Source organism: Streptomyces sp. SID9727, assembly GCF_010550605.1.
GTDB lineage: Bacteria > Actinomycetota > Actinomycetes > Streptomycetales > Streptomycetaceae > Streptomyces.
On sequence record NZ_JAAGNI010000139.1, the window covers coordinates 1 to 15,373 of the forward strand.

At 71.7% G+C, this 15,373-nt stretch carries 17 protein-coding genes; 2 read left to right on the plus strand and 15 right to left on the minus strand.

The window, feature by feature from the left end; genetic code table 11:
* From G3I41_RS09410 to G3I41_RS09470, 14 genes are all read right to left on the minus strand, one after another.
* The coding region (locus G3I41_RS09410; RefSeq protein WP_164399761.1) for a sirohydrochlorin chelatase at positions 1-699 on the minus strand (699 nt) is incomplete at its 3' end.
* 6 nt (positions 700-705) lie between these two features.
* The gene (locus G3I41_RS09415; protein ID WP_164399762.1) at positions 706-1,617 is read right to left on the minus strand and encodes an ABC transporter permease; all 912 of its coding nucleotides are present in this window, start codon (positions 1,615-1,617) and stop codon (positions 706-708) included.
* On the minus strand, positions 1,604-2,392 hold the full coding sequence (locus G3I41_RS09420) for an ABC transporter ATP-binding protein (RefSeq protein ID WP_164399763.1): 789 nt from the start codon (positions 2,390-2,392) through the stop codon (positions 1,604-1,606). Before G3I41_RS09420 ends, G3I41_RS09415 begins: the two co-directional genes overlap by 14 nt.
* Before the next feature lie 33 nt (positions 2,393-2,425).
* Positions 2,426-3,532: an aliphatic sulfonate ABC transporter substrate-binding protein gene (locus G3I41_RS09425; protein WP_164399764.1), complete on the minus strand. Its 1,107-nt coding sequence runs from the start codon at positions 3,530-3,532 to the stop codon at positions 2,426-2,428.
* Positions 3,533-3,775: 243 nt separating this feature from the next.
* Positions 3,776-5,107, minus strand: coding sequence for a GTP-binding protein (locus tag G3I41_RS09430; protein WP_164399765.1), 1,332 nt, complete (start codon positions 5,105-5,107; stop codon positions 3,776-3,778).
* Entirely contained in the window at positions 5,108-6,043 is a 936-nt protein-coding gene (cysD, locus tag G3I41_RS09435) for a sulfate adenylyltransferase subunit CysD (RefSeq protein WP_164399766.1), read from the minus strand.
* On the minus strand, positions 6,040-6,609 hold the full coding sequence (gene cysC, locus G3I41_RS09440; protein WP_164399767.1) for an adenylyl-sulfate kinase: 570 nt from the start codon (positions 6,607-6,609) through the stop codon (positions 6,040-6,042). Before cysC ends, cysD begins: the two co-directional genes overlap by 4 nt.
* On the minus strand, positions 6,609-7,325 hold the full coding sequence (locus G3I41_RS09445; protein ID WP_164399768.1) for a phosphoadenylyl-sulfate reductase: 717 nt from the start codon (positions 7,323-7,325) through the stop codon (positions 6,609-6,611). The genes cysC and G3I41_RS09445 overlap by 1 nt, the downstream gene beginning before the upstream one ends.
* Positions 7,322-7,501 (minus strand): IS1 family transposase, encoded by a 180-nt coding sequence (locus G3I41_RS09450; protein WP_164399769.1) that lies wholly within the window; start codon positions 7,499-7,501, stop codon positions 7,322-7,324. Before G3I41_RS09450 ends, G3I41_RS09445 begins: the two co-directional genes overlap by 4 nt.
* Positions 7,498-9,195 (minus strand): nitrite/sulfite reductase, encoded by a 1,698-nt coding sequence (locus tag G3I41_RS09455; RefSeq protein ID WP_164399770.1) that lies wholly within the window; start codon positions 9,193-9,195, stop codon positions 7,498-7,500. Before G3I41_RS09455 ends, G3I41_RS09450 begins: the two co-directional genes overlap by 4 nt.
* A 114-nt stretch (positions 9,196-9,309) precedes the next feature.
* Positions 9,310-9,393, minus strand: a complete 84-nt coding sequence (locus G3I41_RS37640; protein ID WP_310739661.1) for a putative leader peptide — start codon at positions 9,391-9,393, stop codon at positions 9,310-9,312.
* 184 nt (positions 9,394-9,577) lie between these two features.
* Positions 9,578-10,174 carry a GNAT family N-acetyltransferase gene (locus G3I41_RS09460; protein ID WP_164399771.1) on the minus strand — a complete coding sequence of 199 codons (597 nt, stop codon included), beginning with the start codon at positions 10,172-10,174 and terminating at the stop codon, positions 9,578-9,580.
* 49 nt (positions 10,175-10,223) lie between these two features.
* Positions 10,224-11,570, minus strand: coding sequence for a helix-turn-helix domain-containing protein (locus tag G3I41_RS09465; RefSeq protein ID WP_239081558.1), 1,347 nt, complete (start codon positions 11,568-11,570; stop codon positions 10,224-10,226).
* Between the two features lie 245 nt (positions 11,571-11,815).
* On the minus strand, positions 11,816-13,453 hold the full coding sequence (locus G3I41_RS09470) for an acyl-CoA dehydrogenase family protein (RefSeq protein WP_164399772.1): 1,638 nt from the start codon (positions 13,451-13,453) through the stop codon (positions 11,816-11,818).
* Positions 13,454-13,527: 74 nt separating this feature from the next.
* On the opposite strand from G3I41_RS09470, the gene G3I41_RS09475 reads away from it, so the two are divergent.
* Entirely contained in the window at positions 13,528-14,655 is a 1,128-nt protein-coding gene (locus G3I41_RS09475; RefSeq protein ID WP_164399774.1) for a YihY/virulence factor BrkB family protein, read from the plus strand.
* A 4-nt stretch (positions 14,656-14,659) separates the two neighbouring features.
* On the opposite strand, the gene G3I41_RS09480 is transcribed toward G3I41_RS09475, so the two are convergent.
* Positions 14,660-15,004: a CU044_2847 family protein gene (locus G3I41_RS09480; protein WP_164399773.1), complete on the minus strand. Its 345-nt coding sequence runs from the start codon at positions 15,002-15,004 to the stop codon at positions 14,660-14,662.
* Positions 15,005-15,060: 56 nt separating this feature from the next.
* Between G3I41_RS09480 and G3I41_RS09485 the strand changes: the two genes are divergently transcribed.
* A partial coding sequence (locus G3I41_RS09485) for a DUF6597 domain-containing transcriptional factor (protein ID WP_343242095.1) occupies positions 15,061-15,373 on the plus strand: 313 nt, incomplete at its 3' end.

Genomic DNA, 15,373 nt, shown 5'->3' on the forward strand with positions numbered 1-15,373 from the left:
CAGCAGCCGGGCCAGCTCCGGGGCCGGGCCCAGCACCCCGGCCAGCACCTCCGCGCCGGCCTCGGCCGCCCCCGCCGCGATGCGGTCCGGGAGGCGGCCGGGCGCGATCACGTACGGGGCGACCGCCACCCGGCGGACGCCCTCCGCTCGCAGGGCCCGTACCGCGTCCTCGGTGCGGGGAAGGGATGCGGAGGCGAACGCAGGCCGCACGGAACACCAACCGGTGTGCCGCAGCTCCCGCGCGATTTCAGCGATCACTGCGATCGCCTCCGGGTCTGATGAGCCCGCCGAGGCCAGGACGAGCCCGGTCGAGCCGCGGTCACCGGGGCGCACCCCGGCCTCGTACAGCCGCCGTTCCAGCGTGGCGTTCAGCAGCGGCGACGGACCGAGCACCTCGGCCTGCCGGACCCGCAGCCGGGGCAGCGCCGCGCGCGCCTCGCGCAGCACCGCCGGGATGTCCGACTTGGCGTGGAAGGCCCGGGTGAGGAGCAGCGGCAGCGCCACCACCTCGGGCGCCCCCTCGGCGGACAGCCGTTCCAGAAGCCTCGGCACCGACGGCGCGTTGAAGTCCAGGAACCCCGTCTCCACACGCAGCCCGGGGCGCAGCGCCCGCACCCGCGCCGTCAGGGCGTGCACGGTCGCGGCGTGCCGCGGGTCGCGGCTGCCGTGGGCGATGACGAGGAGCACCGGAGAGGACATGGCGGCTCAGTTCTTGACGAGGAGACCGCGGCTGCGCAGCACCCACCGCTCCAGCGGACTGAAGATGAGCAGGTCGATGGCGATGCCGACGAACAGGATCAGGAGGATGGCGAGGAAGATCCCCGGCATGTCCGCGTTGTTGCGGCCGTTCTCCAGCAACTGGCCGAGCCCGAGCCCGAGGTCCGGGGACGAGGCGATGATCTCGGCGGCCATCAGCGAGCGCCAGGAGAAGGCCCAGCCCTGCTTGAGCCCTGCCAGGTAGCCCGGCAGGGCGGCCGGCATCACGATCAGCCAGGTGCCGCGCAGTCCGGTCGCGCCCAGGGTGCGGCCGGCCCGCAGGAAGAGCGGGGGCACCTGGTCGACGCCCGAGACCAGCCCGTTGGCGATCGACGGCACCGCGCCGAGCAGGATGACCGCGAACATCATCGAGTCGTTCAGCCCGAGCCAGATCACCGCCGGCGCCACCCAGGCCACCGAGGGCAGGGACTGGAGCCCGGACAGGATCGGGCCGATCGCGGCCCGGACGAATTTCACCCGGGCCACCAGCAGCCCCAGCGGCGTACCGATCGCCACGGACAGCAGGAAGCCGAGCAGACCCCGCGAGATGCTGGTCCACACCACCTCCAGCAGCGTCCCCTGGAGCCACATGTCGTGGGCGCTGTCCCAGACGGCGGACGGCGCGGGCAGCTTGTAGTCCTCGGTCACCTCGCCCCAGACGAGCAGTTGCCAGACGACCAGGACCAGGGCCACCGCGACGAGCGGGGGCAGGACCTTGCGCAGCAGGACCTCGCGCACCGGGGTGCGCTGGACCTGCACCGCGTCCAGGGCGTCCAGACCGGCTTCGAGGCCGGCCAGGTCGTCCGGTTTCCCGCCCCTGCCGGACCCCGCCTCGTCCGGCTTGATGTCAGTGCTGGCCATGACGGCGGATCTCCCCACGCAGTTGTTCGGTGATCTCGACGGACAGCTCCGCGACGGCGCTGTCCTCGATGCGGCGCGGCTGCTCGATGTCGACCGTCCACTCACGGGCGATCCGGCCGGGGCGGGACGAGAGCAGCACCACGCGCTCGGCGAGGCGCACGGCCTCGCGCACGTTGTGTGTGACGAAGAGGACCGAGACGTTCGTCTCGCGCCAGATCCGGGTCAGCTCGTCGTGCAGCACATCGCGGGTGATGGCGTCGAGCGCTGCGAACGGCTCGTCCATCAGCAGCAGTTGGCTGTCCTGGGCGAGCGCGCGGGCCATCGCCACACGCTGCCGCATGCCCCCGGACAGCTCGTGCACCCGCTTCCCGTACGCCCCGCCGAGCCGGACCAGCTCCAGCAGCCGTTCCGCCTCGGCGCGGCGCTGCGTCTTCGGCACCCCGCGCAGGCGCAGGGCCAGTTCGATGTTCTTGCCCGCGGTCAGCCATGGGAACAGGGCGTGCTCCTGGAACATCAGCGCGGGCCGGCCGCCGGGCGTCTCGATGCTGCCCCCGGTCGGCCGGTCGAGCCCGGCCACCAGATTGAGCAGCGTCGACTTGCCGCACCCGGAGGCTCCCAGCAGGGTGACGAACTCGCCCGGGGCGACATCGAGGCTGATGTCGTCCAGGACCAGCTGCGTTCCCGCGGGTCCGGCGAAGGACTTGGAGACGTGCGCGATACGAGCGGCGTGCCCGACCGAGACACGGTCCTCGGCCTTGGTGAGGGTGTTCGCCATGGTCGTCACCTCCTGGGAGTCTTCGGCGGCTGGTTACTTGACGCCGAGGCCGGCGTCGTCGGCCGCGGGCTTGCCCGCGGCCTGGAGGATCTTGTTGAGCGGCTTCAGGTCGTAGATGCCCTTGAGGTCGGGCTTCTCCAGCAGACCGGCCTTGACCGCGTGCTGGGCCTGCGCGTCGAGCGTCGCGGCCAGCGGGTCGTCGGTGATCTGGATCGACTTCCAGGCGGGGTCGATGACCTCGGCCGGCAGTGCCTTGCCGGTGAGCTTCTTCAGCGCGGCGTTGGCGGAGTCCTTCGCCTTGCCGGGGTTGGCGTTGATCCAGGCGTTGGTCTTCACCGAGCCGCGCAGGACCGCCTCGACGACGTCCGGGTGCTCCTTCAGGAACTTCTGCGACACGATGATGTTGGTGATCACGAACTTGTCGTCCGGCCACAGCGTCGACTCGTCCAGCAGTTCCTTCGCACCCTCGGCGACCAGCTTGGAGGCGGTCGGCTCGGGGACCCAGGCGCCGTCGATGGAACCGGAGCGGTAGGCGTCGGGCGTCACCTTGTTGTCCGTACGGACGACGGAGACGTCACCCTTGCCGCTCTGGGCGTCGACCTTCCAGCCCTTTCCGGAGATCCAGTTGAGGAACGCCACGTCCTGCGTGTTGCCGAGTTGCGGCGTCGCGATCTTCTTGCCCTTGAGGTCGTCCAGGGTCTTGATCTTCTCCGGGTTCACGACGAGCTTGACGCCGCCCGACGCGGAGCCGCCGATGATCCGCAGGTTCTGGCCCCTGGACTTGGTGTAGCCGTTGATGGACGGCGACGGGCCGATGAAGCCGATGTCGATCGAGTCGGCGTTCAGCGCCTCGATCTCGGACGGGCCGGCGTTGAAGGTGGCGGTCTTGAGCTGAGTGCCGCCCAACTCCTTCTGGAACAGACCCTCCTGGTCGCCCACGAGCGCGGTGGCGTGCGTGAGGTTCGGGAAGTACCCGATGCGCACGGTGTCCACGGAGAGCTTCTTGCCGTGGGCGGCGTGCGCCTTGTCGTCGTCCGCGGCCTGGGAGCCGTAGCCGCAGGCCGTCAGCGCCACGGCGAGCAGGGGCAGGGCGGCGACGGCGGCGAGGGAGCGGCGCGACGTGGTACGGGGGGCAGGCACGGGAGGTGTTCCTCTCGGAGGCCCGGAGCTCACGCCCCTCGTACGTACGGGGGCGCGGCCGGGAAGTCGGCAGGCCTTGGTCTGAACTGGCGGTGCGTGCGGAGCTGTTGGTGCTTCCGGGCGCGCAGGCGGTGCGCGTACGTCATCGCGCACATCGCCCGACTCCGCCCTGACCACTCCCCAGGGCGCCGCTGCCGACGCGGCCGCCCTCCTTCGCGAAGGTCGAGAAGACGTCGATGCCCATCAGAAGTCCCACTCGGCGTCATCGTCCGCGGCCGGCGGCTCTTCGGCGGAGGCGAACGAGGTGCCCGCCATGCCCGCCGAGAGGGTGGTGCCGTCCGCCGGGTCGATCAGCAGGAACGAACCGGTGCGGCGCGAGTCGGCGTACGCGTCGAGCGCCAGCGGCTCGGCGGTCCGGACCACGACCCGGCCGATGTCGTTGGCGACCAGCTTGCCCGGGGCCGGGTGCTGCGAGAGGTCGTCCAGGGTCAGCCGGGAGGGGATGTCCTTGACGATGGCCTTGACCGTGCGCGTGGTGTGCTTGAGCAGTACCCGCCGGCCCACGGTGAGCGGTTCGTCCGCGACGTGGCAGACGGTCGCCTCGATGTCCTGGGTGACGGCCGGCGCGTCGTCCACCGGTGCGATGAGGTCGCCGCGCGAGACGTCGATGTCGTCCGTCAGGCGCAGGGTCACCGACTGGGGTGCCCAGGCGATGTCCACCGGGTCCCCGAGCAGGTCGATGCCCTCGATCGTGGAGGTGCGGCCCGAGGGCAGCACGGTCACGGACTCGCCGACCCGGAACGCCCCGGCGGCGATCTGGCCCGCGTAGCCCCGGTAGTCGGGATGGTCGGCGGTCTGCGGCCGGATCACGTACTGGACCGGGAAACGGGCGTGGCAGCCGGTCAGGTCGTGGCTGACCGGGACCGTCTCCAGGTGTTCCAGGACCGTCGGTCCGCCGTACCAGTCCATGTGCGCGGACGGCTCCACGACGTTGTCGCCGGCCAGCGCGGAGATCGGGATCGCGGTGATCTCGGGAACACCGAGGGAGGCCGCGTACGCGGTGAACTCCTCGGCTATCGCGGCGAACACCGGCTCCGCGTAGTCCACCAGGTCCATCTTGTTGACGGCCAGGACCACGTGCGGGACGCGCAGCAGCGCGGCGACGGCGGCGTGCCGGCGGGTCTGCTCGACGACCCCGTTGCGGGCGTCGACCAGGACCACGGCCAGCTCGGCGGTCGAGGCGCCGGTGACCATGTTGCGGGTGTACTGCACATGGCCCGGGGTGTCCGCGAGGATGAACCGGCGCCGGGGCGTCGCGAAGTAGCGGTAGGCGACGTCGATGGTGATGCCCTGCTCGCGCTCGGCACGCAGTCCGTCGGTGAGCAGCGCCAGGTCCGGCGCCTCCTGGCCGCGGTTGCGCGAGGCGTGCTCGACGGCCTCCAGCTGGTCGGTGAGGACCGACTTGGAGTCGTGCAGCAGGCGTCCGACGAGGGTGGACTTGCCGTCGTCGACGGACCCGGCGGTGGCGAAGCGCAACAGGGTGGTGGCGCTCAACTGCTCGGCTGTGGTGGTCATTTAGAAGTACCCCTCGCGCTTGCGGTCTTCCATCGCGGCCTCGGACATCTTGTCGTCGGCGCGGGTCGCGCCCCGCTCGGTGAGCCGGGAGGCGGCGATCTCGGTGATCACGGCGTCCAGCGTGGTGGCGTCGGAGTCGACGGCCCCGGTGCAGGACATGTCGCCGACCGTGCGGTAGCGCACCTGGCGGGTCTCGGTGGCCTCGTGCTCCTTGGGCCCGCCCCAGTCACCCGCGGTCAGCCACATGCCGTTGCGGTTGAACACCTCGCGCTCGTGGGCGAAGTAGATCTCCGGCAAGTCGATGCCCTCGCGCTCGATGTACTGCCAGACGTCCAGCTCGGTCCAGTTGGAGATCGGGAAGACCCGGACGTGCTCGCCGGGCGCGTGCCGGCCGTTGTACAACTGCCACAGCTCGGGGCGCTGGCGGCGCGGGTCCCACTGGGAGAACTCGTCGCGCAGCGAGAAGACCCGCTCCTTGGCGCGCGCCTTCTCCTCGTCACGCCGCCCGCCGCCGAACACCGCGTCGAAGCGGTGCTGTTGGATGGCCTCGGTCAGCGGCACGGTCTGGAGCGGGTTGCGGGTGCCGTCGGGGCGCTCGCGGAGCTTGCCGGCGTCGATGTACTCCTGTACGGAGGCGACGTGCAGCCGCAGCCCGTGCTCGGCGACCACGCGGTCGCGGTACGCCAGGACCTCGGGGAAGTTGTGCCCGGTGTCCACGTGCAGCAGGGCGAACGGCACCGGCGCCGGCGCGAACGCCTTCAGCGCCAGGTGCAGCATCAGGATCGAGTCCTTGCCGCCCGAGAACAGGATCACCGGCCGCTCGAACTCGCCGGCCACCTCGCGGAAGATGTGCACCGCCTCGGACTCCAGCGAGTCCAGGTGGCTCAGCGCGTACGGATTGTCGGTGCCCTCTTGCACTGTCGCGACGGTGGTCACGCCGCACCCCTCTCGCTCAGCAGCGCGTACAACTCCGCCGCGGACTCCTGCACGGTCTGGCGGTGCGACTCGATCCGCAGATCGGGTGACTCGGGCGCCTCGTAGGGGTCGTCCACCCCGGTGAGCCCGCTGATCTCGCCCGCCGCCTGCTTGGCGTAAAGACCCTTCACATCGCGCTCCGAGCACACCTCGACCGGAGTGGCGACGTGCACCTCCAGATACGCGGTGCCCTCGGCCTGGTGCCGCTTGCGGACGGCGTCCCGGCTGTCCGCGTACGGGGCGATGACCGGGACCAGCGCCTTGACGCCGTTGGCCGCCAGCAGTTCGGCGACGAAGCCGATCCGCTGCACATTGGTGTGCCGGTCCTCGCGCGAGAAGCCGAGGCCCGCCGAGAGGAACTCGCGGATCTCGTCGCCGTCGAGCACCTCCACGCGGTGGCCCTCGGCACGCAGCCGCCCGGCGAGTTCGTAGGCGATGGTGGTCTTGCCGGCGCTCGGTAGACCGGTCAGCCAGACGGTGGCCCCCGTGTCCGTCACGCTCATCGAAGTCTCCTGATCAGTCGTCATCAACCGTGCAGCCCGCACTCGGTCTTGCCCCGTCCGGCCCAGCGGCCGGCCCGCGCGTCCTCGCCCTCCAGTACCCGGCGGGTGCAGGGCGCGCAGCCCACGGAAGAGTAACCGTCCATCAGTAGAGGGTTGGTGAGCACCCCTTGCTCGGCGACGTAGCTGTCGACATCGTCCTGGGTCCAGCGGGCGATCGGCGAGACCTTCACCTTCCGGCGCTTCTCGTCCCAGCCGACCACCGGGGTGTTCGCCCGGGTCGGGGACTCGTCGCGGCGCAGGCCGGTCGCCCAGGCCGCGTAGGCGGTCAGTCCCTCTTCCAGGGGCTTGACCTTGCGCAGCTTGCAGCAGAGGTCGGGGTCGCGGTCGTGCAGCTTCGGCCCGTACGCGGCGTCCTGCTCGGCGACCGTCTGACGCGGGGTCAGCGTGATGACGTTGACGTCCATCACGGCGTCGACCGCGTCCCGGGTGCCGATGGTCTCCTCGAAGTGGTAGCCGGTGTCGAGGAACACCACGTCGATGCCCGGCATCACCCGGGAGGCGAGGTGGGCGACGACCGCGTCCTCCATCGAGGAGGTGACGCAGAACCGGGGGCCGAAGGTGTCCGCGGCCCACCTGAGGATGTCGAGCGCGGAGGCGTCCTCCAGCTCGCGTCCGGCCCGCTCGGCGAGCTCCCGGAGTTCCTCGTGGTCGAGCGTGTCGATGTTCTGGGTGGCCGTCATATCCCGTCCCCTCCAACGTTGTCGGGCGTCAGTCCCCGGCTCAGCAGGCCCAGGAACTTCAGCTGGAACGCGCGATTGCAGGAGGCGCATTCCCACGCCCCGTGCCCGGCCTCGTGCGGGCGCAGGTCCTCGTCGCCGCAGTACGGGCAGTGGAACGGGGCGGCGCGCTCGCTCATGACAGCGATTCCGCACTGGCGCGGGCCGCCCAGGTGGCGAAGCGCTCGTCGGTCTCGCGCTCCTCCTGATACCGGCCGAGTACCCGCTCGACGTAGTCGGGCAGTTCGGTGGAAGTGACCTTCAGGCCGCGCACCTTGCGGCCGAAGCCGGCGTCCAGGCCGAGGGCGCCGCCCAGGTGAACCTGGTAGCCCTCCACCTGCTCCCCGTTCTCGTCCAGGACGAGCTGGCCCTTGAGACCGATGTCCGCGGTCTGGATGCGGGCGCAGGCGTTGGGGCAGCCGTTGATGTTGATGGTCAGGGGCTCGTCGAAGTCGGGGAGCCTGCGCTCCAGTTCCTCGATGAGGGAGGCACCGCGCGCCTTCGTCTCGACGATCGCGAGCTTGCAGTACTCGATGCCGGTGCAGGCCATCGTGCCGCGCCGGAAGGTGGACGGCTTCACCTGGAAGCCGAGCGCCTCCAGACCGGCGGACAGGGACTCGACCCGGTCCTGTTCGACGTCGAGGATGATCATCTTCTGCTCGACGGTGGTCCGGACCCGGCCGGAGCCGTGATTCTCCGCCAGCTCCGCGATCTTGGCGAGCGTGGATCCGTCGACCCGGCCGACGCGGGGTGCGAAGCCGACGTAGAAGCGGCCGTCCTGCTGCGGGTGGACGCCGATGTGGTCGCGCCACCGGCTGCTCGGTTCCGCCGGGGCGGGGCCGTCCAGCAGCGGGCGCTTCAGGTACTCGTCCTCCAGGATCTGGCGGAACTTGGCGACGCCCCAGTCCGCGACCAGGAACTTCAACCGGGCCCGGTTGCGCAGCCGGCGGTAGCCGTAGTCCCGGAAGATGCCCACCACACCGGCCCAGACGTCGGCGACCTCGTCCAACGGCACCCAGGCGCCGAGGCGTTCGGCGAGCCGAGGGTTGGTGGAGAGCCCGCCGCCGACCCAGAGGTCGAAGCCCGGTCCGTGCTCCGGGTGTTCGACGCCCACGAAGGCGATGTCGTTGATCTCGTGGACGACGTCCTGGACCGGGGAGCCGGAGATCGCGGTCTTGAACTTGCGGGGCAGGTTGGAGAATTCGGGGCTGCCGATGTACCGGGCGTGGATCTCCTCCAGTGCCGGAGTGCCGTCGATGATCTCGTCGGCGGCGATGCCCGCCACCGGGGAGCCGATCATCGTACGGGGGCAGTCGCCGCACGCCTCGGTCGTGGAGAGCCCCACGGCCTCCAGCTTCTGCCAGATCGCCGGGACGTCCTCGATGCGGATCCAGTGCATCTGGACGTTCTGCCGGTCGGTGATGTCCGCGCTGCCCCGCGCGTACTCCTGCGAGATCTCGCCGATGACGCGCAGCTGCTGAGTGGTCAGCTTCCCGCCGTCGATGCGGACCCGCATCATGAAGTACTTGTCCTCCAGCTCCTCCGGCTCCAGCACCGCGGTCTTCCCGCCGTCGATGCCGGCCTTGCGCTGGGTGTATAGCCCCCACCAACGCATCCGTCCACGAAGGTCGTTGGGGTCGATCGAGTCGAATCCACGCTTGGAGTAGATCGTCTCAATGCGCGTCCGCACGTTGAGACTGTCGTCATCCTTCTTGAACTGCTCATTGCCGTTGAGGGGGGTGTAGTGCCCCAGCGCCCACTGACCCTCGCCGCGGTGGCGGCCCACCTTGCGGCGGGGCGCGGCGGGCGCGAGCTTTTCCGGGGTTGCGGCCATGGCGATACGTCCTTCGGGACTGCAGGAGGGCGGCTCTGAACTGCACACTCGCGTGAAGCGCGGCGGTGCGCAGGGCTGAACTGAAGCAAGGAGGTCTCGGCGGTGCTGGGACTCTCAGCTGGCCGGACAGATGGCGCTGGACATGCGGCCGAGGTCGACGTGGCGTCGACTCACCAAGGCAATTCCAGTTCCGGGCATGACGGAAGCGTGTCACGGGGATCTCGCGGCAGTCCACCACTATCCATGATGTGGACGACACGGTCCCGCCTGATGAGACAATGTGGCGCCCGTCACGTGCGTGACGGGCGCCGGGGTGGAGCGTGAACCGGACAAGCAAGGGGAATTGCTACGGAATCAGGAGCGGGTGTGCGCGGGAGGCGGCTCAGCGGCCGGAGCCCGGCCACGGGCCGGGGGTGTCCACCGGCTCCTCCAGCTCCGTTCGCGTGTCGAACAGCCGGAAGCCGCGCCTCAGGTAGTTGTCCATCGCGTGCGGACCGTCCTTGGAACAGGTGTGCAGCCACACCCGCTTCGTCGCCGGCCGCTCCGGCCACCGCTCGGCGAGGTCCCAGGCCCGGGCGGTGCCGTACGACAGCAGATGACCGCCGATCCGCCGTCCCCGGAAGGCCGGGATCAGCCCGAAGTACATGATCTCGACCACGCCGTCGTCCTGCGGATCCAGCTCGACGTAGCCCGCGGGCGTGCCGTTCGCGTACGCCACCCAGGTCTCCGCGCCCGGCCGCTCCAGGGCCTCCCGCCACTGCGCGTACGTCATGCCGAGCCGGTCCGTCCACCGGATGTCGCCGCCGACCGCCGTGTAGAGGAAGCGGCTGAACTCGGGCAGCGGCACCTCGGACCGCACGATCCGGACCTCCGCGTCCGGTACGGCGGACGGCCGCAGATCGTCGGGGGAGGTCTGCTCCAGGGACCAGACGGTCACCTCTTCGCGGGCCGGTGGATCAGGACGTACGGGGTCGCTCATGGCTGCCAGACAACCATGCCCCGCCCCCCGCACCCCATCCGGCCCCTGGTCACGGGGGTTCCGGCTGGCGGTTCAACGGCCCCTGGGACTGGACGGCCTGCTTCCCTCCGCACCCCTCCCGCGCACGCCGCGCCGCCTCCACCACCGGGGCCTGCGAGCGGGGCAGGAGATCGGCCGGGTGCTCCGGGTGGACCACCTCCACCTCCACGCCCTCGCCGAACCGGTACGGGCGGTGCGCCAGCACCTCGGCCAGATGACGCCGCAGCCGCGATATCTCCGCCCGGACCGTCACCGTCCTGGTCGCGTCACCGAACAGGTCCTGCGCCAGCTCGGAGGCCGTACGGCCCTCGCGGTGCAGCGCCAGCGCGTACAGCAGCTCGGCGTGGCGCGGGGAGAGCCGCTGGGTCCAGGTGCCCACCGGGCTCACCACGTTCACCGCGAGCGCCCGCGGCCGGCTCAGATCGAGGACCACCCGGCGCGGCGGGCTGTCCATCGCCCCGTCCGCGACCTGCACCAGCCAGCCGCCCGGCAGCGGCTCCACCCGGCACATCCCCAGCGACGGCAGCCACACCCGGCCCGGCCCCAGCGACTTCGGCAGCGGCAGCCGGTCCACCGGGGGCATCCCCGTCACCGCCGCCGTCCAGCCGTGGCCGTCCACCGCCACCGCCCGGCCGCCGATCCGGCTCAGGACCGGGGCGGCCACCGCCCGCAGCCGGTCCACCGCCTCCAGGTGGCGCACCCGGATCTCGCTCTCCGCCAGCCGGGCCACCGAACGCACCAGGGCCAGCGTCGTCGGGTGGAACGTGGAGGCGGGCCCGCTGATGTCCACGATCCCCATCAGCCGGCCGTCGCGGGGGTCGCGCACCGGGGCCGCCGCGCAGGTCCAGCCGTGCAGACTGCGCACGAAGTGCTCCGCCGAGTGCACCTGCACCGGGGCGCGGGCCGCGAGCGCCGTCCCGATCGCGTTGGTGCCGGTGATCTCCTCGGACCACGCCGCGCCCTCCGCGAGGCAGATGTCGTCGGCCCGGCGCAGCACCCCCGTGTTGCCCTCGCGCCACAGCACCCGGCCCTCCACATCGGTGACGACCATGATCTGCTGCGAGGCGTCCGCGATGCTCGTCAGCCCGTCGCTGAGCAGCGGCATCACCTCGCCCAGCGCCGAACTGCGACGCCGGTGCTCGATCTCGTCCGCCTCCAGCAGCCTGCTGTGCGTCGGCTGCTCGGGGTCGAGACCGCTGCGCAGCACCCGGTCCCAGGAGGCGCCGATCTCCGCCCGGGGCGCAGCCGGCATGCGGTCGCCCGCCATCCGCGCCTCACGGGACCGGTGCACCACCCGCCTGGCCTGCGCGCTCCCCTGAGCGGCCGGCCGCATGGCGTCGGCCGAAGTCGTCTCCATGCCGGTTCCCCCTCACCCAGTGCCTGCCCGGTGCGCGGGCCGCGCCCCCATCCTGCCGCCGGCCGGGCCGCGTCACCGCAACTCCCCACAATGGTTGCAACCCTCTGCAACTCTGGCGAGGGTCCCCGGACCGTACAAGAGTGGCGGCACACCGCACCGCGGGGCCCCCGGCCCTCACGTGCGGTGTGTACAGCATGGGGGGTGGTGCCGTGTCGGCGCAGCACCACCCCCCGTCGCTGTCCCGGTCAGCCCTCCACCGGCCGGGCCCGGGTCACGACCGACGCCAGGTCCAGGGTGTGCGGGAGGGTCCCGAACGCCGCGCCCCCGTCCCCGCCCAGGCGCGAAGCGCAGAAGGCGTCCGCCACCTCCGGCGGAGCCCAGCGCACCAGCAGCGAGCCCTGGAGCACCAGCGCGATCCGCTCCACCACCCGGCGCGCCCGCGCCTCGATCCCCGCCAGATCGGCCAGCTCCGTCAGCATGTCCCGGATCGCCGCGTCCAGCCGGTGATCGGCGCCCCGGGCCCGCCCGACCTCCTGGAGGAACGCGTTCAGCGCGAGCGGTTCGCGCCGCAGCACCCGCAGCACGTCCAGCGCCTGGACGTTCCCGGACCCCTCCCAGACCGAGTTGAGCGGCGCCTCCCGCAGCAGCCGGGGCATCCCCGACTCCTCCACGTAGCCGTTGCCGCCCAGGCACTCCAGCGCCTCGCCCACCAGCGGCGTGCACCGCTTGGCCACCCAGTACTTCGCCGCAGGCACCGCGATCCGCAGGAACGCCGACTCGCTCTCGCCGCCGTCGTCGTACGCCGCCGCCAGCCGCATGGCCAGCACGGTCGCCGCCTCCGACTCCACCGCCAGATCGGCCAGCACGTTGCGCATCAGCGGCTTGTCCGCGAGCGGGCCGCCGAACGCGGACCGGTGCGTCGTGTGGTGGACGGCCTGCGCCACCGCCTGCCGCATCAGCGCCGCCGAACCGGTCACACAGTCCAGCCGGGTCGCCGCCACCATCCCCATGATCGTGCGGACGCCCCGCCCCTCCTCGCCGATCCGCCGCGCCCACGTCCCGTCGAACTCGACCTCCGCCGACGCGTTGGACCGGTTGCCCAGCTTGTCCTTGAGCCGCTGGATCGCGAACGGGTTGCGGGAGCCGTCCGGCAGCACCCGGGGCAGCAGGAAGCAGGTGAGACCGTCCGGCGCCTGCGCCAGGACCAGGAAACCGTCGGACATCGGCGCCGAGCAGAACCACTTGTGCCCGGTCAGGAGGTACCCGCCGTCCCCGGACAGCGGCTCGGCGCGCGTGGTGTTCGCCCGTACGTCCGAGCCGCCCTGCTTCTCCGTCATGCCCATCCCGAGCAACGCCCCCGACTTCCGCCCGGGCGGCCGCAGCCCCTCCTCGTACACCCGTGAGGTCAGCAGCGGCTCCCACTCGGCGGCCACCTCCGGCTCGGTGCGCAGGGCCGGCACCGCCGCGTGCGTCATGGAGAGCGGGCAGCCGTGCCCCGCCTCCGCCTGCGTCCACACCAGGAAGCCCGCCGCCCGGCGGACATGCCCGCCCGGCCGGTCCCAGGCGTCGGTCAGACCCGCGCCCACGGCGTGCCCGAGCAGCCGGTGCCAGGCCGGGTGGAAGTCGACCTCGTCGACGCGGTGCCCGTAGCGGTCATGGGTGCGCAGCCTCGGCGGGTACGCGTTCGCCTCGGTGCCCCAGGAGGCGGCCTGCGCGGAGCCGGCCGACCGGCCGAGCGCGGTGAGCCCGTCGCGGGCCTCGTCCAGGACATCCGGCGGAAGATGACGTTCCACGGCCTCGCCGAGTGCCCGGTCCGCGCCGAAGACGTCGTAGCCGAGCAGGGGAGGGGGCTGGTTGGGCACGGTGTGGGTGGTGGTCGCCATGCCGATACGGTAAGGACGTGCAGGCAGCAGACGAAACACCCGAGCGGCCACCGGGCCGGCTCCACCGGGCCCGAGTGCTCTACCGCAACGTCTCCAAGCGGCAGCTCGCCTGGCAGCTGCTCAAGGACACGGTCAACTCGTGCATGGAGTACCGCATCCTGGGGCTCGCGGCCGAGGCCGCGTTCTTCACCCTGCTGTCCCTGCCCCCGCTGCTCCTCGGCCTGATCGGCCTGCTCGGTTACGTGGACGAGTGGACCAGCACCGCCACGGTCGCGTCCATCGAGCGCAACATCCTCAGCGCGGCCCACACCATGCTCTCCGAGCGCGGCGTCAACGACTTCGCCAAGCCGCTGCTGGCCGACGTCACGACCGGCGCCCGGCCCGACGTCATCTCCATCGGCTTCGCGATCGCCCTGTGGTCCGGCTCCCGCGCGGTCAACGTCTTCATCGACACGATCACCGTCATGTACGGGCTCGACGGCCAGCGCGGCATCGTCAAGACCCGGATGCTCGCCTTCCTGCTGTACGTGGTGGCGCTGCTGCTCGGGGCGGTCGTGCTGCCGCTGCTCGTGGTCGGCCCGGACCGGGTCGTGGAGCTCATACCGTGGGGCACCGAGGTCATAAGCGTCCTGTACTGGCCGCTGGTGATCGTGCTCTCGGTCGCCTTCCTCACCACCCTCTACCACGTGTCCGTGCCGGTCCGTTCACCGTGGATCGAGGACATGCCGGGCGCCCTGGTGGCCCTGGCGATGTGGGTCATCGGCAGCTTCCTGCTCCGGTTCTACCTGACCAGTACGGTCGAGGGCCCCACGATCTACGGATCGCTGGCCGCCCCCATCGCGGTGCTGCTGTGGATCGGCGTCTCCGCCTTCGCGGTGCTGGTCGGCGCCGCCGTCAACGCGGCCATCGACCGGGTCTGGCCCTCGGTGGCGACGGCCGCCGCCCGCGCCGCCAACGACCGGGTGCGCGCCGCCCAGGCCGCCGAGTTCGTGGCCCGCACCCAGGCGGAGAGCTGGCACGGCGGCCCGCCGGCCGACGAGGACGACGACGAGGACGACGGCGACGAGGGCGACAGCCCGTACATGCCCTCCGAGTTCCCGGAGCGCTGGTCGCGCTTCCTGCCGCCGGACGACGTGAAGTCCCGGCTCCAGAAGCCCGGCCGCGAGAAGGACGCGGACCGGTCGAACCCGTACGACGAGTGAGCGCTCAGTCGGCGGCCGGCGCGCTCTGCGACCCCGGCGACCAGGACAGCTTCACCGTGAGGTGCCCCTCCAGCGCGCTCTTCGCGATCACCGCGCCCGCCTCCGAGGTGATCTTCACGCCGAACTCCAGCTCCACCCCGTCCGGCTTCAGCCGCCCGTCCCGGAACACGGCGAGCGCCGACTCGGCCGCCGACCGGATGCCCTCCAGGGCGCTGTCGAACGTGCGCCCCGCGCGTGCCAGAGCGTGCTGCCCGTCCCGCGACACCAGCTGCGCGCCGGGCGCGTGACGGTCGACCTCCACGGTCACCGTCGCACCGTTCTCCGTGGTGAACTCCATCAGTGCCGCCATGACCGCCCCCGTAGCCGATTACGCACGCTGCCGTGTCCGTGCACGAGACTAGTGGCATGGGCGACAGCTACACAGAGCGCGCGTCGCGGCTCGACGGCGCACGGGTGTGGACCCTGACCGCGGAGCCGGGCACCGTCCATCCGGTGCTGCCCGACGGCTGCATGGACCTGCTGTGGAGCGGCGACCGGCTGCTCGTCGCCGGACCCGACACCCGCACCGCGCCGTCCACCGGGACCGGCGGCAGCTGGGCGGGCGTCCGCCTCGCCCCGGGCACCGCCCCCACCCTGCTCGGCGTCCCCGCCCACGAACTGCGCGACCTCCGCGTCCCGCTCGCCGCCCTGTGGCCCGGCGCCCCGGTCCGCCGCCTCA

Bases quoted from the DNA above. Each gene is read 5' to 3' on its own strand.
- G3I41_RS09445 (WP_164399768.1), bottom strand. From the start codon at position 7,325: ATGACGGCCACCCAGAACATCGACACGCTCGACCACGAGGAACTCCGG.
- G3I41_RS09470 (WP_164399772.1), bottom strand. From the start codon at position 13,453: ATGGCGACCACCACCCACACCGTGCCCAACCAGCCCCCTCCCCTGCTC.
- cysC (WP_164399767.1), bottom strand. From the start codon at position 6,609: ATGACGACTGATCAGGAGACTTCGATGAGCGTGACGGACACGGGGGCC.
- G3I41_RS09455 (WP_164399770.1), bottom strand. From the start codon at position 9,195: ATGGCCGCAACCCCGGAAAAGCTCGCGCCCGCCGCGCCCCGCCGCAAG.
- G3I41_RS37640 (WP_310739661.1), bottom strand. From the start codon at position 9,393: ATGCCCGGAACTGGAATTGCCTTGGTGAGTCGACGCCACGTCGACCTC.
- G3I41_RS09465 (WP_239081558.1), bottom strand. From the start codon at position 11,570: ATGGAGACGACTTCGGCCGACGCCATGCGGCCGGCCGCTCAGGGGAGC.
- G3I41_RS09415 (WP_164399762.1), bottom strand. From the start codon at position 1,617: ATGGCCAGCACTGACATCAAGCCGGACGAGGCGGGGTCCGGCAGGGGC.
- G3I41_RS09480 (WP_164399773.1), bottom strand. From the start codon at position 15,004: ATGGCGGCACTGATGGAGTTCACCACGGAGAACGGTGCGACGGTGACC.
- G3I41_RS09430 (WP_164399765.1), bottom strand. From the start codon at position 5,107: ATGACCACCACAGCCGAGCAGTTGAGCGCCACCACCCTGTTGCGCTTC.
- G3I41_RS09460 (WP_164399771.1), bottom strand. From the start codon at position 10,174: ATGAGCGACCCCGTACGTCCTGATCCACCGGCCCGCGAAGAGGTGACC.
- G3I41_RS09450 (WP_164399769.1), bottom strand. From the start codon at position 7,501: ATGAGCGAGCGCGCCGCCCCGTTCCACTGCCCGTACTGCGGCGACGAG.
- G3I41_RS09420 (WP_164399763.1), bottom strand. From the start codon at position 2,392: ATGGCGAACACCCTCACCAAGGCCGAGGACCGTGTCTCGGTCGGGCAC.